Here is a 25,019-nt window from a genome sequence, read left to right as displayed (position 1 = left end):
ACCGCCTCCGGCGGCCCCCCGGCGCGCCTTCAGGCCGGCGCGGCCGCCTCGGGCTGGCTGTGGCGGAACCGCTCCCGCCCGGTATACAACAGGAAATGCTTGCCGGTGCAGCGCGCGAACAGGCTCAGGTTGACCCGCTGGGCCATCTGGTAGCCCATCTGGGTCACCCCGGAGCGCGACAGCAGGAACGGAATGCCCATCTGCGCGCCCTTGATCACCATCTCGGAGGTCAGCCGGCCCGTGGTGTAGAAAACCTTGTCCTCGCCAGTCATGTCTTCCAGCCACATCCGGCCGGCGATGGCGTCCACGGCGTTGTGCCGGCCCACGTCCTCCACGAACATCAGCAGCTCGCTGCCCCTGAACAGCGCGCAGCCGTGCACCGAGCCGGCCTGCTTGTAGACCGACTGCTGCAGGCGGATGGTGTCGATGATTGCGTAGAGGGTTTCCTGGGTCAGCGTGGCATCCCCGGGCAGGCGGATGTTGTCGACCTCGTCCAGCAGCGAGCCGAACACCGTGCCCTGCCCGCATCCCGTGGTCACCACGCGGCGCGCGGTGCGTTCCTCGATGCGGTCCACGCCGGTGCGGGTGGTCACGGCAGCCGATTCGGTCTCCCAGTCCACCTGGATCGCGGCGATGTCCTCGATGTCGTCCACCAGCCGCTGGTTGCGCAGGTAGCCCAGCACCAGGTGCTCGGGCGCGCCGCCCAGCGTCATCAGGGTCACCAGTTCGCGCTTGTCGAGGTAGACCGTCAGCGGCCGCTCGCCCGGCAGCCAGGCCGGGCGCACGCGGCCCTGTTCGTCAACGACCTCCACCTCCTCGATCAGCGGGACGGCGGCATGGGTCAACTCGGGGCGCAGGGGCATGGGGCGAGGGCGGGAAGGTGCCGGCCCGTGGCGGGGGCGCCATCGGGCCGGTTTCAGGGGCGTTTTGTTACTGCGGAACTACCGTTTATAGCCAAAAACTATCGATACTCAGGATGCGGCGACCACGCCACACGCGATCCGGCCGCCAGCGTTGCCGGTCGGCTGGGTGCGATAGTCGTCCGGGTCCTTGTGGACGATCACGGCCTTGCCGATCACGCTGTTCGGGCCCGGGCCGACGGTGACGTCCGGCATCAGGAACTGTACGCGCGCGTTGCCGCTGGCGTCGGCGGTCAGGTTGTTCATGTCGCCGGCATGGTGCTCGGGCATGGTCATCTGGCCGTGCGGTTTGCCGGCGGGGTTGAAATGGCCGCCGGCGCTCATCGCGTCAGGGGCCGAGCAATCGCCCTTCTCGTGGACATGGAAGCCATGCGAGGTGCCCGGAGGCAGGCCAGTGACCGCCACCACCACCATCACGCCGGCCGCCTGCTGGTCGAAGGTGACGCGGCCCGCGGTATTGGTGCCGCTCTTGGACTGCAACGGTGCCGCCGCCTTGGCGCCCACGGCGACCCGTGCCGCCGCCGGCGCGGCAGCCGGGGCCGCGCTGGCGCTGGCCGCATCGCTGCTGGTGCCCGAGGTTCCGCAACCCGCCATCACTGCCACGGCGGTGCCCACTGCCAAACCGCAAAGTACACGTTTCATGCCAAACCCTCCTCTAGAGTTGACTGCCGTGGCGATTGTAACGCCGCCCCGGTCGGGTGCATGGTGCGCTGCGGTAAACCCTCACACTTCGCCGGGACGCGGCCGCACGCGCGGCGTGCCGTCACGGGGCGTGGAGCGCTGGGCGGGAATCTTGCCGGACTGGATGTCGTCGTACCAGATCTCGTGGTGCTCCCGGGCCCAGGCCTCGTCCACGTAGCCATCGCGCATGGCGCGGTAGGCGCCCTCCATGCCAATCGTCCCCATATAGATATGGCCGCAGGCCAGCACGATCATCACCACGGCCGAGACCCCATGGATCACGTGGGCGATCTGCATCGTGGCGCGGTAGTAGTCCAGGCCCGGCACGATCATGTCCAGCACCCAGCCGGAGGCCGAGAGGACCAGCCCGAGCAGCACCATCCCGCCCCAGAACCACATCTTCTCGCCGGCGTTGAAGCGCGCGCTGGGCACGTGGGCGCCGGAGGCGAGCCCGCCGAGCTTGCGCACCCAGACCACGTCGCCACGGTTCGGCACGTTGTCACGCACGAACACCACGAAGGTGGCGATGATCGACAGCGTGAACACCGGCCCGGTCAGGTTGTGCAGGTTCTTGAGAATGTAGGTGAGCCAGCCGAACAGCGTGTGGCCCATGATCGGCAGCAGGAAGTGCTTGCCGAACAGGATCACGATGCCCGAGATCGCCAGGATCACGAACGAGATGGCCACGGCCCAGTGCACGAAGCGCTCGGTGGGCGTGAAGCGCTCGATCATGCGGCCCGTGCGCGGGGACTTGAGCGGGATGGTGCGGCGCCAGGCGAAGAAGGCCAGGATGGCCGCCGGCACCAGGATCAGGATCCAGCCGCCCCAGACCGTCAGCACGCCATTGCGGAACAGCCGCCATTTCTGGCCGGTGCGCTGGATCAGCACCCCGGCTTCCTTGGCGGGCAGGCTGCTGTAGTGATGCTGGTCCGAGTTGACCTCGCGCCAGACCGGCGCGTTGTTGCCCGGCTGGGTCACCGAGCGCTCCTGCTGCGAGCGGGCCTCGGCGGCCACGTCGCGCCGGGGCACGTTGAAGATGTTCTCGCTGGCCACGCCCGCGAACGGCTGCACCGGGTGCGTGGCGGGATTGTTGGCGTCCGCCTGGGCCTGCGTCGGGGCCTGCGCCTGCGCCGGAGGCTGCGCGGCAGGCGGCGAGGCCGGCGCCTGGGCCAGCGCCGCGCCCGCCACACCGGCGGCAAGGACCACCCCGGCCAGCAAGGTCTTGAGGGTCTGGATGACGGTCATGGCGCCTCCCCCGCTCATTGGATGCGGTTGTACTCGTTCTGGTACTGGTTGCGCTGATGGATCTGACGCTGCCAGCTGTCCTTGTCGCCCGCCGTCCAGCCCTTGGCCACGAACGGGTCGCCGGGGGCGCCCTGCCAGGCGATGGAATCCGACTTCTTGTGCGTGGCCGAGACGGTCTGCGGCTTCTCGCTGCACGCCGCCAGCAGCGCGACGGTGGCGAGCATCGATACGATCAACGCGGCGCGGGTCATGACGGCTGCCCTCCGCCGGCCGGGGCGCCGGGTGCGGTGCCCTGCGGGGTGCTGGGGGCCGCCGGAGTGCCGTTGGCAGGCGCCTGCGGCTTGCCATAGGCCGTGCCCCAGCCGAACACATCGCCGCCCGTGCCGCGCTTGATCACGCGGTTGCGCAGGATGTCGGCAATCACGTCGCCATCGCCGCCGAGCAGGGCCTTGGTCGAGCACATTTCCGCGCAGAGCGGCAGCTTGCCCTCGGCCAGCCGGTTGCGGCCGTACTTTTCGAATTCTTCCTCGCTGCCGTTCTTCTCCGGGCCGCCGGCGCAGAACGTGCACTTGTCCATCTTGCCGCGCACGCCGAAGGCGCCCTCGCTGGGGAACTGCGGGGCGCCGAACGGGCAGGCGTAGGAGCAGTAGCCGCAGCCGATGCAGACGTCCTTGTCGTGCAGCACCACGCCGTCGTCGGTGCGGTAGAAGCAATCCACCGGGCAGACGGCCATGCAGGGCGCGTCCGAGCAGTGCATGCAGGCCACCGAGATCGACTTCTCGGCGTTGAGAATGCCGTCGTTGATCGTCACCACGCGGCGCCGGTTGACGCCCCAGGGCACCTCGTGCTCGTTCTTGCAGGCAGTGACGCAGCTGTTGCATTCGATGCAGCGCTCGGCGTCACAGATGAATTTCATGCGTGCCATGTGTCTCTCCGCTTCTCAGGCTCAGGCAAACCGCTCGATCTGGCAAACGGTGGTCTTGGTTTCCTGCATCATCGTCACCGAGTCGTAGCCGTAGGTGGTGGCCGTGTTCACGGCCTCCCCCCGGACGATCGGGTACGCGCCATCGGGATAGAACTGCTTGAGATCCTTGCCTTCCCACCAGCCCGAGAAGTGGAACGGGATGAACGCCGTATCCACGCCCACGCGCTCCGTCACCAGCGCGCGCACCTTGAGGCGGGCACCGGTCGGCGTGCGCACCCAGCAATAGTCGCCGTTGCGGATRCCCCGCGCGGACGCCGCCTGCGGGTTGATCTCGACGAAGTTCTCCTGCTGCAACTCGGCCAGCCACGGGTTGGAGCGGGTTTCCTCGCCGCCACCCTCGTATTCCACCAGCCGGCCCGAAGTCAGGATGATCGGGAATTTCTCGTAGATCTTGTTCTCGATGTTGCGCTGCTGCACCGACTTGTACAGCGTGGGCAGGCGCCAGAAGGCCATCTTGTCGTCGTGGGTCGGGTACTTGGCGACCATGTCCGGCCGCGTGGAGTACAGCGGCTCACGGTGCTGCGGGATCGGGTCGGGGAAGTTCCAGACCACGGCGCGCGCCTTGGCGTTGCCGAACGGATGGCAACCGTGGTTCTTCATCACCACGCGCTGGATCCCGCCCGAGAGGTCGGTCTTCCAGTTCTTGCCCTCGGCGGCCTTCTTCTCGGCGTCGGTCAGGTCGTCCCACCAGCCCAGCTTCTTCAGCAGCACGTGGTCGAACTCGGGGTAGCCGGTGGTGATCTCCGCCCCGGCCGAACAGGAGCCATCCTCGGCCAGCAGGTTCACCCCATCGCGCTCCACGCCGAAGTTGGCGCGGAAGTTGCCGCCACCGTCCATGACGTGCTTCGAGGTGTCATAAAGATTCGGCGATCCCGGGTGCTTGAGTTCGGGCGTGCCGTAGCACGGCCACGGCAGGCCGAAGTAGTCGCCGGTGAGGTCGTAGCCGGTGACCGGGTCCTTGCCGCCCTTGCAGCGCAGCGTCTTCACGTCGAACATCTGCATGTTGCGCATATGCGACTTGAGCCGCTCCGGCGACTGGCCCGTGTAGCCGATGGTCCAGTTGCTGGCGTTGATCTCGCGCAAGATCGATTCGGTCTCGGGCTCCTGCCAGGTACGGCCGGCGCGCTTGACCTCGATCATCTTGTAGTTCTTCGACAGCTCCTTGCCAAAGCCGAGCTTCTCGGCGAAGGCCTGCATGATGGTGTGGTCGGGCATCGACTCGAACAGCGGCTCGATGACCTTCTCGCGCCATTGCAGCGAGCGGTTCGAGGCCGTGCACGACCCCGAGGTCTCGAACTGGGTGGCCGCCGGCAGCAGGTAGACGGCGCGGTTCGGGTTGATCTTGTCGCCGTCGGTCGGCGTCATGTTCGCCATGGCGGCCGTGGCGGAGGGGTACGGGTCCACCACCACCAGCAGGTCGAGCTTGTCCAGCGCGCGCTTCATCTCCAGGCCGCGCGTCTGCGAGTTCGGGGCGTGGCCCCAGAAGAACACGCCACGGACGTTGTTGTCCTGGTCGATCAGGTCGCGCTTCTCGGTCACGATGTCGATCCAGCGGGACACCGTGGTGCCGGACTTTTCCATCAGCGCCTGCGAGACGAACTGCTTCTTGATCCATTCGTAATCCACGCCCCACACCGCCGCGTAGTGCTTCCACGCGCCGGTGGCCAGGCCGTAGTAGCCCGGCAGGGAGTCGGGGTTCGGGCCCACGTCGGTGGCACCCTGCACGTTGTCATGGCCACGGAAGATGTTGGCGCCGCCGCCCGACACGCCGATATTGCCCAGCGCCAGCTGCACGATGCAGGAGGCGCGCACGATCGCATTGCCGATGGTGTGCTGGGTCTGGCCCATGCACCAGACCAGCGTGGACGGGCGATTCTTCGCCATGGTCTCGGCCACCAGCTTCACCTGGGCCTCGGGCACGCCGCAGACTTCCTCGACCTTGTCCGGGGTCCACTTGGCCAGGACCTCGGCCTTGACCTTGTCCATGCCGTAGACGCGGTCGTTCAGGTACTTGGGGTCTTCCCAGCCGTTCTGGAAGATGTGATACAGCACGCCGAACAGGAAGGCGATGTCGGTGCCCGAACGGATGCGCACGTAGTGATGCGCCTTGGCCGCCGTGCGGGTGTAGCGCGGGTCCACCACGATCACCTTGCAGCCGTTCTCCTTGGCGTGCAGCAGGTGCAGCATCGACACCGGGTGCGCCTCCGCGGCGTTGGAGCCGATATACAGCGCCGCGCGGGCGTTCTGCATATCGTTGTACGAGTTCGTCATCGCCCCGTAGCCCCAGGTGTTCGCCACGCCGGCCACGGTGGTGGAGTGGCAGATGCGCGCCTGGTGGTCGGTATTGTTGGTGCCGAAGAACGACACCCACTTGCGCAGCAGGTACGACTGCTCGTTGCTGTGCTTGGACGAGCCGACGAAGAACATCGAATCGGGGCCGGTCTCCTGGCGGATGGCCTTCATCTTCGCCGTGATCTCGTCCAGCGCCTGGTCCCAGCTGATCTTCTGGTACTTGCCGTTGACCAGCTTCATCGGGTACTTGAGCCGGTACTCGCCATGGCCGTGCTCGCGCAGCGCGGCACCCTTGGCGCAGTGCGCGCCCATGTTGATCGGGGAGTCGAAGACCGGTTCCTGGCGTATCCAGATGCCGTTCTGCACCACGGCATCCACCGCGCAGCCCACCGAGCAGTGGCCGCACACGGTGCGCCGTACCACGATCTCGCCCTTGCCGGCCCCGGCGCCGGTCTTGCCGTCGTCGGCATCGGCCTTGCGGATCAGCGTCAGTTGCGTGGCGGCCAGCCCGGCACCCACGCCGATGCCCGACCGCTTGAGAAAGCTGCGCCGATCCATCGTCGGCATCGCCCCGGCCAGCCCTGCGGCCAGGCGGGACGCCAGGCGCCCGTTGCCGTTGCCATTGCCATTGCCATTGCCATGACTGGAAGGATGGGCCTGCGGAGCAGTTGGGTCGGCGAGCCGGTTCGCAACCCGGTCGGTCTGGCCTTGGTCCGCGCGCTTGCGGGTCAGGATCATGTCTTGCCTCGGCGAAAGAGGGGGGACGAGAGACAAGGCGCGCCAGCCGGCACGCCGTGCGGGCGCCCAGGTCTAGATCAGCGTGGTGCGGTAGTACTTGCGGATATGGGCGGAGACCCGGTAGCCCTGGCTGTCGGGCGCGGGATCGGCCGCATCGGCGGTGGTGGGCGGCGCGAGGGCATCGGCCAGCGCCGATTGCCCGCGCGTGGCCACGGCGGCGGCACCGGCAGCGGCAACCACGCCAGCCCCGGCCAGGAAGGTCCGGCGTGCGACCCGGGATTGCTTGTCTTTCATGGGGGCTCCTGTCGGTTTTGCGTGACCGATGGATGATCTATTTATGCCTTGTCTTGCATATTCTAGATTGAAGCGAAATGAAAGACCACACTGTCAATCGGAAAATCCTCAAACTGCGGATAAACCCGGTGCTTGCGTTGGCCTTTCACACGGCTTTCACACAATCGCCCTGCCTCAATGCATCTCCAGCGCCACCGCCTCCACGCCGGTGAACGCGCGCAGCAGTTCTGCCGCACTGCGGTAGAACTGCGCCTGCGGGTGCTCGGCCAGCGCGTCGCAGAGTCGCTCCATCCACGGCTGCATATGGCGGGCAAAAAAGCGCTGCTGCTCGCCGGCGTTGCAGACCGCCACATCATCCCCCGCCACCAGGAAGCGCATGACCTCGCACAGTGTGGCGATGTGGTCCTCGGTCTCGCTGATGCCCTCGTGCCGCGCCAGCCCGTAGCGGGCCAGGTCGTCGCGCAGCGCCACCAGCGGGCGTTCGTTCAGGAAGCCGGCCAGGTAATAGGAGCCGTACAGAAAGACCTCCTGCTTGCCCACGCCCACGAACAGGCGCGCGTACTCGTCGGCGGCTTCCTCGGCGGAGGTCGTCGATGCTGCGTCGCACAATGCGTTCCAGGCCTGGCCCAGCACCGTGCGGGCGTCCTCGGCATTGGCGCGGTTGGCGGCGATATGGTGGAGCAGCGCGGCATCGGGCGGCTGGAAGAACAGCGTGGCCAGCAGGCCGTAGAGGTCCGCGCGGGCCATGTCCTCGGCGTCGGGCTCGCCGGGGGCCGGCGCGGGCGGGATCAGCTGAATCGGCTGGAAATCAGTCATGTCTTGATAGGTCTGGTCGGCCGCACCCTGCGGGGCGACTGGCGTTACTGGAGCGTCGCCCCGCGCGTCGCGCCGGTGTCTTTTTCGATCATGTCCACCACGCGGCAATCGGCACACATCTTCAGCCGGTCCGCGTTGGCGCCCGCGAAGGCCGGGTGGCCGGCCAGTCGCACCAGCATCGACTGCACCATCTGGGCGGTGCCGAACGGCTTGGCGCAGCGGATGCAATGGAACGGCTGGGTCTCGTTCAGCGTCACCGTGCGGCGGGCGCCCTCGCCCGTCAGCAGGCGCGGCACCAGCGCGATGGCGTCCTCCGGGCAGGTGGTCTCGCACAGCCCGCACTGCACGCAGTTGCGTTCGATAAAGGCCAGCACCGGGCGCTCGGCGTTGTCGCGCAGCGCGTTGGACGGACACGCGCCCACGCAGGCCATGCACAGCGTGCAGCGGCCCGTGTCCACGGTAATGGCGCCCAGCGGCGCGCCGGCGGGCAGCGGCACCACTTCGGCCGGCACCGGGGCATGGCGGGCGAGATGGTCGATGGCGAAGTCGAGCGTCTCGCGCTTGGCCAGCGCCGCGCGGAAGCTGGCCGGCGGCGGCGCGGTCACGCGCGACGGGGGACTGGCGAGCGCGGCGAGGCCGGCATCCAGCCCGCCCACGTCGCCCGCTTCCACGAGCGTCAGCCGCAACCCGCGATAGCCCAGCCCTTCGACAATGGCGCGCGCCACATTCATCTGTTCGACCAGCGCGGCGCGGTACTGCGGGGCCTCGTCGCCGGTCAGCAACACGGCCACGCCGCCCGCGCCCCAGCTCAGCGCCGCCAGCCAGAGTTCGATGCCGGTGGCAGCCGGGTGGAACAGCGGCACGGGAATCACGTTGGGCGGCACGCCGCGCGCCTGCCCGGCCCGGGCCGCGCGGCCCAGCGCCAGGATGGCCGGATTTCCATACTCCTCGCCATGCAGTAGCAGCACGGCATCACGGCCGCCGGCGGCGTTGTAAGTCGAGACCAGCGTGCGCAGCCGCTCGCCAAGCGCCTCGGGGCCGGGATAGGCGTAGCTGATGGCGCCAGTCGGGCAGACCGTGGTGCAGGCGCCGCAGCCCATGCAGAGATTGGGCGTGACCTCGATGGAACCCTTGCCATCGCGCCACCGCGAGCCAATCGCCTGCGTCGAGCAAATGTCGATACATGCGGTGCAGCCGGTGGTCTGGTTACGGCCGTGGGCGCACAGGCTTTCCTTGTAGCGGAAGAACTTGGGCTTCTCGAACTCGCCCACCAGTTGTTGCAGTTGCAGCGCGTGGGCATGCTGGCGCGCCACGTCGGCGCCCGCGTGCAGGTAGCCCTGCGGGGGCTGGTGCATGGCGAAGGCCGGCGCGTCGTTGAGGTCGAACACGAGGTCGAAGCGCGCCTCGGCGGTAGCGGCAGGCCGGTCGAAGTCGATCGCCGCCGCCGCGCCGCAGGCCTTCACGCAGTCGCGATGGTCGCGGCAGCGGTCCAGGTCGACCTGGTAGCTGAAGTCGATCGCCCCTTCCGGGCAGGCATCGACGCAGGCGTTGCAGCGCGTGCAGAGGTCGAGGTCGATCGGGTTGCTCTGGCCGGCGCCGGTCCGCCAGCTGGCCGTGAAGTTGCCGAGCCAGCCGGTCAGGCCGGCCAGCGTGCCGCTGTGGACGGGCCACGCGCGGCTGGCGGGCGGCGTCACATCGCTGATCGATGCGCCGGTCAGCAGCACGGTGACTTCGAGGCCGGCCTCGGTGAGCCGGCCCGCCCAGGGCAGCGCCCGCGCGGCCGGGCCCAGTACCAGGACGGCGCCGTTCGAGCGGTAGTCCACCACCGCCACCGGGTCGGGCTCGGGGAGCGCGGCGGCAGCCAGCAGGGCGGCGATCTTGGCGTTGGCGGTGGCCGGGTCACGGCGCGCGCCCTGCGACCACCCGCCGGTCTCGCGGATATTGACGAAGCGCACCGGCGCGGTGACCACACCGCCCTCGCGCGCAGCGCCAGCCACCTCGGTGAACAACGGGCTTTCCTGGGTGCAGGCTACGATGACGTCTTCCGCGCCATCGAGCGCCCGGCGGAAATCGCCGATTTCACGCCGGCACAGCAGGCGGTGGACCTTCAGGGAACCAGAGGCATCGGACAGTGCCGCCCCGTCAAGCGGCATGGTGTCGTTGCAATTGCAGATCAGCGTCGGCATGGGGCAAGACTGCTTGCCGGCCCGGCGCCCTCTTCGTGGTGGAGGATCGTCCCGGTCGGCGGATTTGTAGGGGTGGCCCATTCTAGGCCCACACGCGGCGCAGGGCTACGCGCGTTTATCCGCAGGGAGGGGCGGGATGGCGATGTCGGCGGGGGTGTCGGCGGGGAGGTCGGGCGCGGATTGGGCTTGCGCGACCTCGGTTTCCGGGGATTCCTCGGCTTCCAGCGCCTTGGAATCGGCCGCCATCTCGCCCTCCCCCTCCGTTTCCTTTTTCTCTTTCGCTTCCCCTTCCTTTTCCTCTTCCTCGATCGGGTCGAACAACCCGAGCGTCTCCGACTGGGTCATGCGGCGCAGCACATCGAGCGGAATCGGGTCCGGCTTGCCGTAGTCGTCGATATAGGTGTCCAGCCCGTCCATCACATTGAAGTGCGGATCGGCGAACAGGGTCTTCAGCGCGGCGCGCTTGACCGTCTCGTCCACGCCACGCGCCACGAAGCGGGCGATGTTGTCGCCCGGCTGCAGCAGCGCCACGTCGGCCAGGGTGGGCAGCGGCGCGGCTTCCTGGGGTTCGGCAGGCGGCGCAGCGGGGGCTTCCGCTAACGCCGCCGGGGTGGCTTCAGGCACCAGCGCCGGCTCGGCGGGCACCGGCTGGCCCTCGCGCACGGCGGTCTTGCGGCGCGACCAGCGCGAGAGGAAGGAGGAATCGGCGTCGCTCATGGCAGGGTCCGGGGCGGTCAGTACCGCGCGCGGTCTTCCGGCGCCTTGAAGGACTCCGGACGGCGCCGTTTCTTGGGCTCGGGGCGATAGTTCTCGTGCGTGAACGCTTCGAGCCACTCGCGCTGCGCGGGTTCCAGCGGCACGTTCTCCACGCTTTCGCCGGCATCGAGCCAGCGCCCGGCCTCGTTGTAGGAGAGCGTCACCGTCACCGGCACCGCGCGGGTCTCGCCATCGGCATCGGGCTCCTCGGCCATGCGCCACAGCACGAACCAGCACGGCGTGGTCGAGGTCAGGTTCAGGTAGTAGCCCTCGCCCTCGTCGCGATACAGCGTCACGGGATGGCCCGGATAGAGCCAGCGCGCGCCGTGGCTGTCGGCATCGAGCCGCAGCGGCGCGGCGCCGTACTCGCCCAGGTCCGGCAGCACCGCGTCCAGCTCCCACTTCCAGGGCTGCCAACGGTTGGCCAGTGGCACCTTGCGCATCACCACGGCCATGGTGACCCCAGGCCGGCCAGCCGGTGGGGTCTCGGGCGAGACAGGCGATGCGGGAAGGGTTTCGTCCATGGCGGCGGCCGGCCTCAGGTATTCTGCACCACGATGCTCGGGAACTTGTTCGTCATGTCACGTGCCTTATCCGCCACTTTGATGGCGACCTTGCGCGCCACTTCGCGGTAGATCCCGGCAATCGGACTATCCGGCTCGGCCACCACGGTGGGGCGGCCCGAATCGGCCTGTTCGCGGATCGACAGGTTCAGCGGCAGGCTGCCGAGCAGGTCCACGCCATACTCGCTGCTCATCTTGTCGCCGCCGCCTTCGCCGAAGATATGCTCGACGTGGCCGCAGTTCGGGCAGCAGTAGACCGCCATGTTCTCGACGATGCCGAGGATCGGAATGCCGACCTTCTCGAACATCTTGAGCCCCTTGCGGGCGTCCAGCAGCGCGATGTCCTGCGGCGTGGTCACGATCACGGCGCCAGTCACCGGCACCTTCTGCGACAGGGTCAGCTGGATGTCGCCGGTGCCCGGCGGCATGTCGACGATCAGGTAGTCCAGGTCGTGCCAGTTGGTCTGGCGCAGCAGTTGTTCCAGGGCGGACGTGACCATCGGGCCGCGCCACACCATCGGATTGTCCTGCTCGATCAGGAAGCCGATCGAGTTGGCCTGCAGGCCGTGGCCCTCCAGCGGCTCCATGGTCTGGCCGTCGGCCGACTCGGGGCGGCCGTCGATGCCCAGCATCATCGGCAGGCTCGGGCCGTAGATATCGGCGTCGAGCATGCCCACGCGGGCGCCCTCGGCGGCCAGCGCCAGTGCCAGGTTCACGGCCGTGGTGGACTTGCCCACCCCGCCCTTGCCCGAGGCCACCGCAATCACGTTCTTCACGCCCGGCAGCAGCTTCACGCCGCGCTGCACCGCGTGGGCCACGATCTTCATGGTCACGGTCACGCTGACGTTGGTCACGCCGGGCAGGGTGCGCAGCGCGCCAATCACGAGCTTGCGGATCGGTTCGATCTGGCTCTTGCCCGGATAGCCCAGTTCCACTTCCACCGAGACATCGCCGCCGTCCACCCGCACGTTGCGGGCGGAGCGCGTGGACACCAGGTCGCGGGCCGTGTTGGGATCGATCACGGTGCGCAGGGCATCGGTTACCTGTTCAATGGTGAGGCTCAAGGCAGACTCCGCTTCTTTATATAGGTCAGTGGGGATTAGGCGCGTAATGTATCAAAGTATGAAGGAGCAGCCAGGGGCGCGATAGCGCCGGGCGAGATCCCCTCCATCGAGTGTGGAATTACAGACATTTACATCTCTGACACCTTTGCCCTTGTGCGGGTACTGCCATGTCCCTATTGTAGTGCGCCAGTGCCCGGCCACCCGCCTGGGGCAACGCCGGCAAGGCGCCCGGCCCCGATCGTCCTGCTTGTTTTCAAACGCATGATGAAACTTGTGGGCGCTCGATGCGTCAATCCGGCGGATGCAGTTACCATGCGGTATGCCGTTGGCCGAACATTTGTGAAATATCCCAGCATGTCATCAGAAGGAGAAAGCATGAGATTCAAGCTCGTCACCGTCTCGCTCGCCGTTGCCGCAGCCCTGGCCGGTTGCGCCACGGAGCAGCAGACCCATACCGCGGTCGGCACTGGCGTGGGCGCGGCCGTGGGTGCCGGCCTGGGCAACCTGATCGGCGGCAACACCACTGGCACGCTCGTGGGCGCGGCGGTGGGCGGTGCCGTGGGCGGGGCCACCGGCTACAACTGGAATGCCATCCGCGGCAAGCTGAGCAAGGACACGGCGGGCACGGGCACCCAGATCACCGAGCAGCCGGACGGCTCGCTCAAGGTGAATATCCCGAGCCAGGTGACGTTCGATACGGACAGCGCGAGCATCAAGCCGTCGTTCCGCTCAGTGCTCGACCAGGTGTCGCAGACCCTGGGCCAGCACCAGGACGTGGTCGCCAACGTGGTGGGCCATACGGACAGCACCGGCAACCCGAACTACAACATGCAGCTCTCGCAGCGCCGCGCCCAGAGCGTGGCGTCGTACCTGGGTGACCGCGGCGTCGCCCGGAACCGCCTGAGCGCCGAGGGCCGGGGCCAGACGCAGCCCGTGGCGGACAACGCCACCGAGGCCGGCCGGGCCCAAAATCGACGAGTCGAAATTTTCTTGAAACCAATTCAGGGGTGAGCGGGTCATACCGTTCAGATACCGCTTGCCACCGTTGCTGGCTCGCGATGGGTGGCTGACCTCCCGGGCGGTATCTGATTTCTCCTCCTTTTCCGTTGTGGAAAGCTGCGCCGGTACCAACCGGCGCTTTTTTTTGGTCGAACGGTTTGCAATGCCGATTCCGGACGCGCCGGCGCCCCGCTTGCTAAAATAGCCGCTTTCCGTCCTCGCGCCCGCCCTCCGGCGGCTCGCCGGACCTCATCATCATTCCCCGGCCTCCTTCATGACCGCACGTCGCATCCTCGTCACATCCGCCCTGCCGTACGCCAACGGCCAGATCCACATCGGCCATCTGGTGGAATACATCCAGACCGACATCTGGGTCCGGTTCCAGCGCATGATGGGCAACGAGGTCTATTACGTGGGCGCCGACGACACCCACGGCACGCCGGTCATGCTGCGCGCCGAGAAGGAAGGCATCAGCCCGAAACAGCTGATCGACCGCGTCTGGACCGAGCACAAGCGCGATTTCGACAGCTTCCTGGTCTCTTTCGACAACTACTACAGCACCGACGCCGAGGAAAACCGCCAGCTCTGCGAGAAGATCTACCTGGCCCTGAAGGCTGAGGACCTGATCGCCGAGCGCGAGGTGGAGCAGTTCTACGACCCCGTCAAGAACATGTTCCTGCCGGACCGCTTCATCAAGGGCGAGTGCCCGAAGTGCGGCGCCAAGGACCAATATGGCGATTCATGTGAAGTATGCGGCACAACTTACGTGCCGACCGACCTGAAGAACCCGTATTCGGTGGTCTCCGGTGCCACGCCGGTGCGCAAGACGTCGACGCACTTCTTCTTCAAGCTGTCCGATCCGCGCTGCGAGAGCTTCCTGCGCGAGTGGGTGGCCGACCTGGCCCAGCCGGAAGCCGCCAACAAGATGCAGGAATGGCTGGGCGGCGAAGGCGAGGCCTCCACGCTGAGCGACTGGGACATCTCGCGTGACGCCCCGTACTTCGGCTTCGAGATCCCGGGTGCCCCGGGCAAGTACTTCTACGTCTGGCTGGACGCCCCGATCGGCTACTACGCCAGCTTCAAGAACCTGGCGGAAAAGAAGGGCATCGACTTCGACGCCTGGGTCGGCCCGCACTCCACCGCCGAGCAGTACCACTTCATCGGCAAGGACATCCTGTACTTCCACACGCTGTTCTGGCCGGCCATGCTGCGTTTCTCGGGCTACCGCACGCCGACCAACGTCTTCGCGCACGGCTTCCTGACGGTGGATGGCGCCAAGATGAGCAAGTCGCGCGGCACCTTCATCACCGCGCAGAGCTATATCGACACCGGCATGAACCCGGAATGGCTGCGCTACTACTTCGCGGCCAAGCTCAACGCGAGCATGGAAGACCTGGACCTGAACCTGGACGACTTCGTCGCCCGCGTGAACAGCGACCTGATCGGCAAGTACGTGAACATCGCCAGCCGTGCGGCGGGCTTCCTGGTCAAGCGCTTCGACGGCAAGGTCAACGAGGCCGCGCTCGGCAACCCGCTGCTGGTGCAGCTGCGGCAGGCCGCGCCGCAGCTCGCCGCCTTCTACGAGGGCCGCGAGTACAGCAAGGCACTGCGCCTGGTGATGGAGCTGACCGATGCCGTGAACGGCTTCGTGGACGCCAACAAGCCGTGGGAGCTGGCCAAGGACGAGGCGAAGCGCGATGCGCTGCACGCAGCCTGCTCGGTCTCGCTCGAAGCCTTCCGCCTGCTGACGGTCTACCTGAAGCCCGTGGTGCCGGCCATGGCCGCCGGCGTGGAGCGCTTCCTGAACATCGAGCCGCTGGACTGGCGCGCCATCGACAAGCAACTGTCGGCCGACCGTCCGGTGCAGCCGTACGCCCACCTGATGACCCGCGTCGACACCAAGCAGATCGAGGCGCTGGTGGCCGCCAACCGCGACTCGCTCCAGGCCACCGCCGCCCCGGCTGGCGCTGATGGTGCCCAGGGCGCCCAAGGCGCCCCGGCCGGCATCGAGCCGATCGGCGACACCATCACGATCGATGATTTCGCGAAGATCGACCTGCGCGTGGCGAAGATCGTGGCGTGCGAGAAGGTGGAAGGCTCCAGCAAGCTGCTGCAACTGACGCTGGACGTGGGCGAAGGCAAGACCCGCAGCGTGTTCTCGGGCATCCAGTCGGCCTACACGCCGGAGCAGCTGGTGGGCAAGCTGACCGTGATGGTGGCCAACCTGGCGCCGCGCAAGATGAAGTTCGGCATGTCCGAAGGCATGGTGCTGGCAGCCTCGGCGGCCGACGAGAAGGCCAATCCGGGCCTGTACATCCTGGAACCGCACAGCGGCGCGGTACCGGGCATGCGGATCGGCTAAGTTCGCCTACCGTGTGTTCGCTCCCCGCTTCCCAATGGAGAGGGGAGAAAAGACTTCATCCCCCCTGCCGCGACGGGTCGTCGCTGCGTGACGTGGTGGTCACCACGCCCTGGCTGTTGAAGTGGACGTTGAAGAATGCCCGGTCCGCGGGCGACTCCTGCCAGCGATAGCCCCACACCTCCTCCTGCTTCAGCGCGAACGCTTCCACCTTGGTCGGCTTGCCGAGCATGCGCCGGATGCCGTCCTGGCTCATGCCCGGGCGCACGCGCTGGAAGTTCTCGGCCGTCAGCACCTGTTCGATGGTGCGCACGGTGCCGTCCGGCGCGGTGCGCACCATCCACGTGGTCACGCCCTCGGGCCCGCGCGGGTACTCCAGCCGCTTGCCGCCATCGGCCTCCTCCCACACGATCTCGGGCTTGCCGGCCTGGCGGCGCACGTCATCCTCGGTCGATTTGCCGATCTCGATGCCCTTGAATAGCTGGCTGTCCGGCTTCACGCTGTTCCACGTGTCGCGGGCCACGTTGCCGGCCTTTTTCATCGCTTCGTCCACTTTCTGCTGGTCGCAGCCGACCAGCGCAAGCAAGGAGGCAATCAGTCCCATGGTGGCAAGGCGTCTGCGCGACGCGTAAGTGAAGGTCATGGTGGTTATCGCTTGATGGCTTCCACAGGGTCGCCGGCCGGCTCGCTGGCCGACGCGGTGCCAGCGTCGGCAGCCGTGGACCGGCGCGGTGGTTCGGCGGCAAACAGGCTACTCCAGTTATTGAAGCGGCGGTTGAACAGCACCGACAGCCCGTTGATCGACCCGCCCTTGGCAATCAGCGACCAGCGGCGCGAGAACGCCCAGGTCAGCTTCACCACGTTCGACGCCGAGGTCAGGCTCTGCTCGTAGCCGACCGAGATCTGCTCGGTCACGGCCTTGCCGACGCTGACCACCTGCTGGTCGTTCAGGCCCGCCGTGGACGGCCCGATCGAGAATTCGTCGATGCCGAGGTGCGAGACGATGCCCTTGCCCGCCCGGCCGCCGATCATGCCCAGCGCCGCGCCACCGAGCGCGCCGCCGCTGAGCTGGCGCTGCTGGCCCGCCCCGGCGCTCTCCGCCCCGTAGCCGAACATCAGCCAAGACAGCTTGTCTTCCTCCGGCACATTCGGCTCCGACACCAGCCGCACGCGCGGAATCCGCACCGTGCCGGTGACCTCCACGCCCGCCTCCACCTCCTGGTTGCGGCGCATGGCGCGGATGTTGATGTTCGGATTGTCGATCGGCCCGTTGAAGTTGATGATGCCGCGCTCGATGTTGAGCTTGCGGCCGAACGCCTCGTACGTGCCATCCACCACGCGCACCGTTCCCGTGGCGCGCATCGGCGCCAGCGGCTCGCTCTTCACGCCGAGCTGGCCCGCGAGCTTGATGTCCGCGCCGGCGCCGCGGAAGCGGAAGTCGTCGCCCAGATCCACGGTGATGTCGATCAGCGGGCTGAAGCGGCTTGCCGGCTGGGACTCGGGCACCACCGGCGTGGCGGCGGTCTTGAGTTCGCGCTGGTCGCTGCGGCGCACCACCACCACGTCGTCGCCGAGCACCGGCGCGCCGGACTTGGGCAGGTCGAACAGGCCACGATCGACGCGGAACTTGCCGCGTATCGCAATCTGTTTGTTCTCGTTGGCGATGCCGGCCTCGCCCGAGACGATCAGCGTGCGCTCGGGGCTGGCGAACAACTGGAGCTTGTCGGCCACGATCTTGGCGGTCAGGTTCGGGTCGGTCTCGCCCAGCTTGACGTTGCCGGTGGCGACCAGCGTGCCGTCGCCGCCCCGGAATCGCACTTCCTTCATTTCCACCGTGTTCTGGTCCAGCACGATATGGACCACGCCGTCGGTCAGGCGAATGCCCTGGTCGTACAGCGTGACGGCGATATCGCTGCCGTCGAGCGTGCCGGTCAGCAGCGGATTGCCGACCGTGCCGCCGAGCCGCATCGCGGCGGCCAGCTTGCCCTCGAACGCGTACTGCGGGCCGGTCAGGGATTCCAGCGACTTCAACCGGGGGATGTCCGCCGACACTGTGCCGGCCAGCGTCGAAGCCGGCCCCACGGTCAGCAGCCCCTGCTCCTGCACAAGCCCTGCCGACGCATCGACGTCGATCTTGCCGATCCGTGCCGCCGTGGTGCCGCCGCGCAACGTGACCCGGTTGCCAACGAACTCGGCGCGCAGCGCGGTCTCGCCCAGCCCCAGCGTGGTCCAGCCCCGCCCGGCGCTGATCGAGGCGTCGCCACTGCGCCGGCGGATCTCGGCAAACCCGGTCGCCGTCTCGGCCAGGTTCAGGTTCCAGCGGCCGTCCAGCACGAGGTCCGAGCGCAGCGGCGGCGGCTCCCCGGTCAGCGTTTGCATCAGTTTCAAGATATTGGCCACCTCGACCCCATCGAGATTGCCCTGCGTGCGGATGCGGCCATGGTCGAACTCGAATCCGTCGATGTTGGCCGTGGCGCGCTCGAACAACAGCCGCGCCTGCCCGAGCCGGATGTGCTGGTCCGCCACCAGCAGCTGCGTCGGCGCCGCCAGCCGCACGATGGTCGTGCCGCGCAAGTCGAGCGTGCGGATGGTGCCGTTCCAGCCCTTGTCACCCTGCCACGCGCCCTGCCCGGCCAGCGTCAGCTGCATCGGCTGGCGGTTCACCGTGCCGGCCGCCTTGGCGTCGAAGGTGTGATTGCCCTGCGTGCCGCTCAGGTTGGCATCGAGCGTATGGACGGTGGCCTGCGGCCCCTGATAGTCGCGCGCGGCGAGTTGCACGGACACGGTGCCGTCCAGGCCGCCGCGCAGTTCGGCATGCCCGCTGGCGCTGGCCACCTTGTGCGGGCCGATCACCAGCGCCTGCGCGCTGTAGTCGCCCACCACCTCGGGACGCTTGAGCGTGCCGGTGACCTCGGCGTCCAGCTTGGCGCGCCCGGCCACGCCGAACTTGAGGCGCTCCAGTTGCGGGGCATCGACATTGACCTTGAGCCGGTCGCCGCGCGCGCCGAAGCTGCCGCGCAGGTTGACCTGATTGCCGGCCATCAGCAGGGACGCCTCGCTGGGCAGCAGCCGCTCGCCCTCAAGCCGGATCTTGCCGGTGCCGGTCATCGGTAGTCCGGCGTACTCGCTCTCGTGCAGACCGAAATCGAGCGCCACCCTGAGCACCTTGGCCAGCGAGCCCGTGGTCGAGAAATCGGCATTGATGCGGCCCGGCGCCACCTTGGCCAGCCGCGCCGGATCGAAATTGGCCAGCTTGCCCTTGAAGCTGAACGGCTGGGTGTCCTTGAGGCCGAGCTTGCCCTCGGCGGTCAGCGTGCCGGCGCCCAGCCCGGCGCGCAGCGCGGACAGCGTCACGGCGTCCTCGTCCACGCGCGCATCGGCGAACAGCTTCAGCTCGCCGCCGGCCAGGTCTAGCGCCACGCTCTGGCGGCCCGGCTCCAGCCGCAGGATCACCGGCCCGGAGAGGTTGGTCGGCACCAGCGTTGTATACAGATCGGCCGCGTTGAGCCGGTGCACGTCGAGGTCGAAGCCGCCGCGTCCGTCGCGCAGCGCACCCTGCCCGACGATCTCGGCCTTGCCCGGCAGCGCGATGCGCAGGTCGCGCAGCGTCTGGGCCATCTCGCTGACCTCCACGCGCGCCCGCACGCTGTGCACCGGCAGCCGTTCCTTGTCGATGGGGCCGGGATCGAGGTTGCGCACGGTGACCTCGCCAGCCACGGCCAGCGGGTTGCGCGTGCGCGGCGCCGGCTGTGGCACCGGCGCGGAGGCCGATGCCGCCGAAGCCGCCGCCACCGCACTCGCCGTGGACTGCCCCGGCGCCGGCTGGGCGATCTGCGGCGGCGGTGCCACCGCTTCCACGGGGCGCAGCTCGGCATGCACGGTCAGGTTGGCCTGCGGCGCCGTGGGGCTGAACAGGCGCGGGTTGATCCGGTCCCCATCGATCAGCAGATGGGTGAACGGCACCTTGCCGAACGGCGTCACGTCGATGCCGGCCCGCGCGCGGATGCGGTCGCCGGTGGCTTCGGCCTCGGCACGCAGCGCGTCGAGCGCGCCGCTGGCGGTGGCCGATACGGCGAACGATTCGTCCTGCCAATGGCCCTCCAGCAGCGCCTCGGCGGAGAGCGCGAACGGCGCCTGCCCGGCAATCTGGGCATTGGCCTGCAGCTTGCCGTACGGCGTGACGAGCTTGTCCACCACCACGCGGTGACGCATGCCATCGGAATGGAGCGCGCCGGCAAGATCGGAAAACACCTGCGGCGTGGCCGTTGCGGGCGGGCCCTGCAGCAGCGACAGTTCGGCAATCGTCAGCGTGTCGACGTCGATGGCCAGTGGTAGCTCCAGCGATTTGGGCATCTGCGCCGGCCCGGTGTCCGGCGTGGGCGCGGACGGCGGCAGGCGCACGTCGATCTTGCCCAGGCGCAGCCATTCCACATGCAGGCGCGCCGGCGACCACGTCGCACTCCAGCGGCTATCGATCTTGTCGATGCTGACGCGCGTGTCGCCGCTGGCGTAGACCACATCGCGCAGCCGCAGGCCGCTGACGACCGTGCCGCCCTCGAACGTGCCGGCCAGCATGCCGGCCGAGAAGCGCGTGGCCAGCGTCCAGAGCTGGCGCGTGCCGGCCTCGGTGCGCAGCGCCACCACGACGGTGGCGATGGCGGCGATCAGCAGCGCCAGCAGTACGGCCAGCGTCCAGCCGAGCACTCGCCAGACGCGGCGGCGTATTGGACGGGGGGAGCGAGGCGCGCGCGGTTCATCTTCATTGCGGCGAGGCACGGGTGGCATGTCCATATGCATCAGAACGCCACCCCAAGCGAGATATGCGGCCGGAACTGGTTCTGCTGGATGCCATAGGCGATGTCCAGCTGCACCGGGCCCACCGGACTGCGCCAGCGCGCGCCCACGCCCACGCCGTGATAGAGCTTCACGCCGTGCAGGTCGTTGGTGGCCGTGCCCATGTCCCAGAACGCCGCCACGCCCCATTCGGGCTTGAACCAGTACTGGTATTCCAGGCTGCCGGTGCCCAGGAAGCGCGCCGGCAGCACGCTGGCGCCGTTCGGCGTGCCGATCGACTGGTAGCTGTAGCCGCGGATGGAATCGGTACCGCCCGCGCGGAAGCGCAGCGAGGCCGGAATCAGCGCCGGATCGGCCGAGGTCATATTGGCACCCAGTTCCAGCCGGGCGATGAACAGGTCGCGGTTGCCCACTGGCACGTACTGGCGAATCCGGCCATACATGCGCAGGAAGGTGGCATCGCTCAGGATATTCTTGGCCGCCACCCCGATCTGCGTGCTGATGACATTGCCCCGGCGCGGGAACACGGGGTTGTCCACGTCGCGGCGGGTCCAGGCGAAGGCCGGCACGAGTGCCTTCGAGATCTGCTCCGGCTGGCCGAACGGCACGAGGTTGTCGTAGTAGAAATCGAGCGACACGGTGGTGTCGTACTTCTCGCGCGAGCGCGAGCGCTTGAGGCCGGCGCGCCAGCTGGTCAGGTCGGTACTCTCGATGTCGATCGTGCGCTCGTAGCTGCTGTAGATGCTGTTGCGATAGGTATGCGAGTCCGGCGGCATGGCCGCCTCGATAAAGCCGTACTGGCGCTTCTGCTCGATGCGCGCCTGGGTGTCGAGCACCCACGCGCGGTTGAACAGGTTGTAGTACGAGTAGCGGCCTTCCACCTGCGCGCCGGTATCGGTGGTGAAGCCGACACCGGAACTGACGCGGTGCGTCGGATATTCCCGCACGCGCACCTTCACGGGCGCCACCACGGTCTCGTCCTTCGCGGCGGCCTCGGCCGATTCGGCCGGCGTCGGCTCGGCCAGATCCACCTGCACATTGGAGAAGTACGGCTGGTTCTGGATCGCCCGCTGCAACTCCAGCAGCCGCTCTACGCGGTATGGCTCGCCCTCGCGGAGCGGGTTCACGTTGCGGACGATCTGTTCGGGATAGCGGCGCGTGCCCTCCACCTCGAGCGGCCCGAGCACGTAGGCCGGCCCGCTCTCGAAGCGCGCCGACAAATCGGCGGCATGCTCGTCCGGCTCCACCCGCGCGCGCGACGCCGTCTGCTTCGCGCCATAGTAGGTATGGCTTTGCAGGGCGACCAGCGCATCTTCCTTGGCCTTGTCCCAGTCTGCCTGACGGAACGGGTCGCCCACGGGCAGGCCCCACTTGGCGCGCATCTCGTTCACCTGCTGCGGGTTCTGCGTGGCGGCCGGGCCGGTCACCTCCAGGTCCACGCGCCGGATCAGCGTACGCGCACCGGCGTCCACGCTGATATGGACCACGCGGCTGTCGCCCTCGCCGGTCACGGTGGCCTTGGTTTCGGGATCGAACCAGCCCTCGGTGGAGGCGAACTGGCGCACCTGCTCGCCCACGGTTTCCACCATGTAGGCGAACTGGTCTTCGGAAATGTCGGTGCGGGTGGTGTAGCGCGCGAGGTCGAGGTGTTCCTCGAGGATGTCCTTGAGGACCTTGGGGGCCTCGATCTCCACCTTGTAGGCGGCGCGGGCGGCCAGCGCCTCGGACGCCAGCAGCTGGATCAGCAGCCCGGCCAGCCCGAGCATCAGGGCCAGCCCAGCCCGGCGCAGGCGCGCGCGGCAACCGTCCCCGGCTTGGGGGGGCTGTGGGGGGCATTGCAACGCCCGGCTTGCGGCGCTCCTTGTGGCCACGTGACCCAAGTCGATCCTCATCCGTCCGTGTCGATCCGGCAAAGTCGCTATTTGACCACACCCGGCCCCGCGTCCGACGCCGGAATCGCGTCAAATTACACCGGAAACCGGCGCCCGGGGCCGCTTCCCGGTTCGCGCCCCGGACATCGTCCGCCGATTCCTCCTTGCCCGGTCGCCGATACGGTAAAATCGTGCCCCACTATTCCCCCACTCCGCCACCGGGCGGCGAGTTTCATCATGGCCATGTACGAATCGGAAATCACCCAGTTCATCAAGACGCTCAAGCAGGAACGTCCTGCCCTTGAAGCCGAGCAGCGCGAAGGCCGCGCCCTGCTGTGGGACAAGACCCCGATCGACCTCGAGGAACGCGCCCGCGCCAACGACTCGCGCGTGGCCCAGAAGCCGTACGTGTACTCGTCGGGCAACTAAGCCCGATTGAGCCCCGATCCCGGCCCGCCCGATCCCGAACCCGACCTGACCCGGATGCATCCGAGCGAGAAAGACGCGCAGGAAAAGCTGACGCTGCCCGTGGAGCTGCCAACCGTGGCGCCCGCCGGCGGTGCGGCCTCGACCAGCCCCGGCGACATGGTCGACGGCATGGCCTTCGCGCGCCTGTACGGCGAGCCGCTGTTCAAGCTGCCGCAGGACCTCTACATCCCGCCCGACGCGCTCGAGATCTTCCTGGAAGCATTCGAAGGGCCGCTGGACCTCTTGCTGTACCTGATCCGCAGGCAGAACTTCAATGTGCTGGACATTCCGATGTCCCAGGTGACGCGTCAGTATCTTCTGTACATCGAGCAGATCCGCAAGACCAACCTCGAGCTGGCTGCCGAATACCTGCTGATGGCCGCGATGCTGATCGAGATCAAGTCGCGCATGCTGCTGCCGGTGAAGAAGGCCGACAGCGACGACGAAGCCGAGGATCCCCGCGCCGAACTGGTCCGCCGCCTGCTCGAATACGAGCAGATGAAGCTGGCCGCGCAGCGGCTGGACACCGTCCCGCAACTCGGCCGCGACTTCCTGCGCTCGCAGGTCTATATCGAGCAGAGCCTGTCGCCGCGTTTCCCGGACGTGGAAACGATTGACCTGCAGTCCGCCTGGGCTGACGTGCTCCGGCGCGCCAAGCTCAACCAGCATCACAAGATCTCGCGCGAGGAACTCTCCGTGCGCGAGCACATGAGCCAGATCCTGCGGCGTTTGCAGCACTCAAGGTTCATGGAGTTCACCGAACTGTTCGACGACGCCATCCGCTCCGGCAAGGGCGTGCCGGTGGTGGTGGTGAACTTCATCGCCATGCTGGAACTGTCGCGCGAGGCCCTCGTCGAGATCACGCAGGCCGAGCCGTTCGCACCAATTTATGTGCGATTGACGTACACGCCGACCTGATTCCCACGGGTCAAGCCGCCAAGGCGGCATTTCGAATGGCGCGGATGCTCTACAATCCGCCGACAACCGGCCATCCCCCGTTTCAGCGATTTCAAGAGCCGGTGCACCCCGGGCACGCACCCGGGCGCTCTCCTACCACGACAGCACACCACGTACATGAAAGTCATTTCCTCTATCCAAGAGCTGCGGGACCAGTTGCGCGGGCAGAATCGCGCGGCGTTTGTCCCCACTATGGGCAACCTGCATGAAGGCCACCTGTCGCTGATGCGCCTGGCCCGCCAGCATGGCGACCCGGTGGTGGCATCGATCTTCGTCAACCGGCTGCAGTTCGGCCCGAACGAGGACTTCGACAAGTACCCGCGCACGCTGCAGGACGACATCGAAAAGCTGCAGAGGGAAGGCGTCTACGTGCTGTTCGCGCCCACCGAGCGCGACATGTACCCGGAGCCGCAGGAATACCGCGTGGAGCCGCCGCACGACCTGGGCGACATCCTCGAAGGCGAGTTCCGCCCCGGCTTCTTCAAGGGCGTGTGCACGGTGGTGATGAAGCTGTTCTCGTGCGCCCAGCCGCGCGTAGCCGTGTTCGGCAAGAAGGATTACCAGCAGCTGATGATCGTGCGCCGCATGGTCAAGCAGTTCGCGCTGCCCATCGACATCATCCCGGCGGAAACCATCCGCGCCGAGGACGGGCTCGCGCTGTCGTCGCGCAACCGCTACCTGACCGAGACCGAACGCGCCGAAGCGCCGATGCTCTATAAGTCTCTCCATGAGGTGCGCGATACGGTACTCGCGGGCGACAAGGTCGACCTGCTCCAGGTGGAAGCCGATGCCGTCACCAAGCTGGCCGCGCGCGGCTGGAAGCCCGACTACGTGTCCATCCGCAAACGCGAAAACCTGCAGGCCCCCACCCGCGAGGAATTCGCCGCCGGCGAACCGCTGGTCGTGCTGACCGCCGCCAAACTGGGCGCGACGCGGTTGATCGATAACCTCGAGATTTGAGGTTTTAGCGTGTCGCTGCAAAAAAGCCCGTCGCTGCGCGGGCTTTTTTTCGGCCCATCGGTAATGCATTT

At 67.6% G+C, this 25,019-nt stretch carries 20 protein-coding genes; 5 read left to right on the top strand and 15 right to left on the bottom strand.

Annotation, left to right across the window (positions count from 1 at the left end; genetic code table 11):
- Window positions 1–29: 29 nt before the first annotated feature.
- From AC1DP9_RS00325 to apbC, 12 genes are all read right to left on the bottom strand, one after another.
- Entirely contained in the window at window positions 30–863 is an 834-nt protein-coding gene (locus tag AC1DP9_RS00325) for a formate dehydrogenase accessory sulfurtransferase FdhD (protein ID WP_092290671.1), read from the bottom strand.
- A gap of 108 nt (window positions 864–971) precedes the next feature.
- A complete protein-coding gene (locus AC1DP9_RS00320; protein ID WP_441590692.1) occupies window positions 972–1,562 on the bottom strand; it encodes a superoxide dismutase family protein in 591 nt (196 codons plus the stop codon).
- An 81-nt stretch (window positions 1,563–1,643) separates the two neighbouring features.
- Window positions 1,644–2,846, bottom strand: a complete 1,203-nt coding sequence (locus AC1DP9_RS00315) for a formate dehydrogenase subunit gamma (protein ID WP_477106300.1) — start codon at window positions 2,844–2,846, stop codon at window positions 1,644–1,646.
- Between the two features lie 14 nt (window positions 2,847–2,860).
- The gene (locus AC1DP9_RS00310) at window positions 2,861–3,097 is read right to left on the bottom strand and encodes an EexN family lipoprotein (protein WP_454757299.1); all 237 of its coding nucleotides are present in this window, start codon (window positions 3,095–3,097) and stop codon (window positions 2,861–2,863) included.
- Window positions 3,094–3,771 (bottom strand): formate dehydrogenase FDH3 subunit beta, encoded by a 678-nt coding sequence (gene fdh3B / locus AC1DP9_RS00305; protein ID WP_477106299.1) that lies wholly within the window; start codon window positions 3,769–3,771, stop codon window positions 3,094–3,096. Before fdh3B ends, AC1DP9_RS00310 begins: the two co-directional genes overlap by 4 nt.
- A 21-nt stretch (window positions 3,772–3,792) precedes the next feature.
- On the bottom strand, window positions 3,793–6,861 hold the full coding sequence (locus tag AC1DP9_RS00300; RefSeq protein WP_477106298.1) for a molybdopterin-dependent oxidoreductase: 3,069 nt from the start codon (window positions 6,859–6,861) through the stop codon (window positions 3,793–3,795).
- Window positions 6,862–6,933: 72 nt separating this feature from the next.
- Window positions 6,934–7,155 carry a formate dehydrogenase gene (locus tag AC1DP9_RS00295; protein ID WP_092290683.1) on the bottom strand — a complete coding sequence of 74 codons (222 nt, stop codon included), beginning with the start codon at window positions 7,153–7,155 and terminating at the stop codon, window positions 6,934–6,936.
- A 174-nt stretch (window positions 7,156–7,329) separates the two neighbouring features.
- On the bottom strand, window positions 7,330–7,971 hold the full coding sequence (locus AC1DP9_RS00290) for a TorD/DmsD family molecular chaperone (RefSeq protein ID WP_477106297.1): 642 nt from the start codon (window positions 7,969–7,971) through the stop codon (window positions 7,330–7,332).
- Window positions 7,972–8,015: 44 nt separating this feature from the next.
- Window positions 8,016–10,157, bottom strand: a complete 2,142-nt coding sequence (locus tag AC1DP9_RS00285; RefSeq protein WP_477106296.1) for a 4Fe-4S binding protein — start codon at window positions 10,155–10,157, stop codon at window positions 8,016–8,018.
- 105 nt (window positions 10,158–10,262) lie between these two features.
- Window positions 10,263–10,874 carry a DUF3306 domain-containing protein gene (locus AC1DP9_RS00280; RefSeq protein WP_477106295.1) on the bottom strand — a complete coding sequence of 204 codons (612 nt, stop codon included), beginning with the start codon at window positions 10,872–10,874 and terminating at the stop codon, window positions 10,263–10,265.
- Between the two features lie 17 nt (window positions 10,875–10,891).
- Complete coding sequence (locus AC1DP9_RS00275) at window positions 10,892–11,437, bottom strand: DUF3305 domain-containing protein (RefSeq protein WP_454757303.1); 546 nt, start codon at window positions 11,435–11,437, stop codon at window positions 10,892–10,894.
- 14 nt (window positions 11,438–11,451) lie between these two features.
- The gene (gene apbC / locus AC1DP9_RS00270; protein WP_092290693.1) at window positions 11,452–12,540 is read right to left on the bottom strand and encodes an iron-sulfur cluster carrier protein ApbC; all 1,089 of its coding nucleotides are present in this window, start codon (window positions 12,538–12,540) and stop codon (window positions 11,452–11,454) included.
- A gap of 375 nt (window positions 12,541–12,915) precedes the next feature.
- Here apbC and AC1DP9_RS00265 point away from each other — a divergent pair, with 375 nt between their 5' ends.
- Together AC1DP9_RS00265 and metG are read left to right on the top strand one after the other, a co-directional pair.
- Window positions 12,916–13,551 carry a YiaD family glycine zipper/OmpA-like lipoprotein gene (locus AC1DP9_RS00265; protein ID WP_092290695.1) on the top strand — a complete coding sequence of 212 codons (636 nt, stop codon included), beginning with the start codon at window positions 12,916–12,918 and terminating at the stop codon, window positions 13,549–13,551.
- A gap of 262 nt (window positions 13,552–13,813) precedes the next feature.
- Entirely contained in the window at window positions 13,814–15,901 is a 2,088-nt protein-coding gene (gene metG, locus AC1DP9_RS00260) for a methionine--tRNA ligase (RefSeq protein WP_477106294.1), read from the top strand.
- A gap of 55 nt (window positions 15,902–15,956) precedes the next feature.
- Here metG and bamE read toward each other — a convergent pair whose 3' ends face one another.
- From bamE to AC1DP9_RS00245, 3 genes are read right to left on the bottom strand one after another with little or no spacing between them, the layout of a single operon-like run.
- Window positions 15,957–16,502: an outer membrane protein assembly factor BamE domain-containing protein gene (gene bamE / locus AC1DP9_RS00255; protein ID WP_477106572.1), complete on the bottom strand. Its 546-nt coding sequence runs from the start codon at window positions 16,500–16,502 to the stop codon at window positions 15,957–15,959.
- Window positions 16,503–16,546: 44 nt separating this feature from the next.
- Window positions 16,547–20,695 carry a translocation/assembly module TamB domain-containing protein gene (locus AC1DP9_RS00250; protein WP_477106293.1) on the bottom strand — a complete coding sequence of 1,383 codons (4,149 nt, stop codon included), beginning with the start codon at window positions 20,693–20,695 and terminating at the stop codon, window positions 16,547–16,549.
- Window positions 20,695–22,458: an autotransporter assembly complex protein TamA gene (locus AC1DP9_RS00245; protein ID WP_092290699.1), complete on the bottom strand. Its 1,764-nt coding sequence runs from the start codon at window positions 22,456–22,458 to the stop codon at window positions 20,695–20,697. Before AC1DP9_RS00245 ends, AC1DP9_RS00250 begins: the two co-directional genes overlap by 1 nt.
- Before the next feature lie 342 nt (window positions 22,459–22,800).
- On the opposite strand from AC1DP9_RS00245, the gene AC1DP9_RS00240 reads away from it, so the two are divergent.
- From AC1DP9_RS00240 to panC, 3 genes are all read left to right on the top strand, one after another.
- Window positions 22,801–22,992 carry a DUF3460 family protein gene (locus tag AC1DP9_RS00240; protein WP_092290701.1) on the top strand — a complete coding sequence of 64 codons (192 nt, stop codon included), beginning with the start codon at window positions 22,801–22,803 and terminating at the stop codon, window positions 22,990–22,992.
- Window positions 22,993–23,046: 54 nt separating this feature from the next.
- The gene (locus AC1DP9_RS00235) at window positions 23,047–23,949 is read left to right on the top strand and encodes a segregation and condensation protein A (protein WP_092290703.1); all 903 of its coding nucleotides are present in this window, start codon (window positions 23,047–23,049) and stop codon (window positions 23,947–23,949) included.
- 156 nt (window positions 23,950–24,105) lie between these two features.
- Complete coding sequence (gene panC, locus AC1DP9_RS00230; protein ID WP_441590705.1) at window positions 24,106–24,948, top strand: pantoate--beta-alanine ligase; 843 nt, start codon at window positions 24,106–24,108, stop codon at window positions 24,946–24,948.
- The last annotated feature ends 71 nt before the right edge of the window (window positions 24,949–25,019 follow it).

This window comes from Cupriavidus sp. 01L43 (genome assembly GCF_056399925.1).
This window is presented reverse-complemented; position numbering and strand designations above follow the sequence as displayed.

Bases quoted from the DNA above. Each gene is read 5' to 3' on its own strand.
- AC1DP9_RS00315 (WP_477106300.1), bottom strand. From the start codon at position 2,846: ATGACCGTCATCCAGACCCTCAAGACCTTGCTGGCCGGGGTGGTCCTT.
- AC1DP9_RS00265 (WP_092290695.1), top strand. From the start codon at position 12,916: ATGAGATTCAAGCTCGTCACCGTCTCGCTCGCCGTTGCCGCAGCCCTG.
- AC1DP9_RS00310 (WP_454757299.1), bottom strand. From the start codon at position 3,097: ATGACCCGCGCCGCGTTGATCGTATCGATGCTCGCCACCGTCGCGCTG.
- AC1DP9_RS00235 (WP_092290703.1), top strand. From the start codon at position 23,047: ATGCATCCGAGCGAGAAAGACGCGCAGGAAAAGCTGACGCTGCCCGTG.
- AC1DP9_RS00320 (WP_441590692.1), bottom strand. From the start codon at position 1,562: ATGAAACGTGTACTTTGCGGTTTGGCAGTGGGCACCGCCGTGGCAGTG.
- fdh3B (WP_477106299.1), bottom strand. From the start codon at position 3,771: ATGGCACGCATGAAATTCATCTGTGACGCCGAGCGCTGCATCGAATGC.
- bamE (WP_477106572.1), bottom strand. From the start codon at position 16,502: ATGGGACTGATTGCCTCCTTGCTTGCGCTGGTCGGCTGCGACCAGCAG.
- AC1DP9_RS00285 (WP_477106296.1), bottom strand. From the start codon at position 10,157: ATGCCGACGCTGATCTGCAATTGCAACGACACCATGCCGCTTGACGGG.
- AC1DP9_RS00240 (WP_092290701.1), top strand. From the start codon at position 22,801: ATGGCCATGTACGAATCGGAAATCACCCAGTTCATCAAGACGCTCAAG.
- panC (WP_441590705.1), top strand. From the start codon at position 24,106: ATGAAAGTCATTTCCTCTATCCAAGAGCTGCGGGACCAGTTGCGCGGG.
- AC1DP9_RS00295 (WP_092290683.1), bottom strand. From the start codon at position 7,155: ATGAAAGACAAGCAATCCCGGGTCGCACGCCGGACCTTCCTGGCCGGG.
- AC1DP9_RS00245 (WP_092290699.1), bottom strand. From the start codon at position 22,458: ATGCTCGGGCTGGCCGGGCTGCTGATCCAGCTGCTGGCGTCCGAGGCG.
- metG (WP_477106294.1), top strand. From the start codon at position 13,814: ATGACCGCACGTCGCATCCTCGTCACATCCGCCCTGCCGTACGCCAAC.
- AC1DP9_RS00290 (WP_477106297.1), bottom strand. From the start codon at position 7,971: ATGACTGATTTCCAGCCGATTCAGCTGATCCCGCCCGCGCCGGCCCCC.
- AC1DP9_RS00275 (WP_454757303.1), bottom strand. From the start codon at position 11,437: ATGGACGAAACCCTTCCCGCATCGCCTGTCTCGCCCGAGACCCCACCG.
- AC1DP9_RS00250 (WP_477106293.1), bottom strand. From the start codon at position 20,695: ATGCATATGGACATGCCACCCGTGCCTCGCCGCAATGAAGATGAACCG.
- AC1DP9_RS00325 (WP_092290671.1), bottom strand. From the start codon at position 863: ATGCCCCTGCGCCCCGAGTTGACCCATGCCGCCGTCCCGCTGATCGAG.
- AC1DP9_RS00280 (WP_477106295.1), bottom strand. From the start codon at position 10,874: ATGAGCGACGCCGATTCCTCCTTCCTCTCGCGCTGGTCGCGCCGCAAG.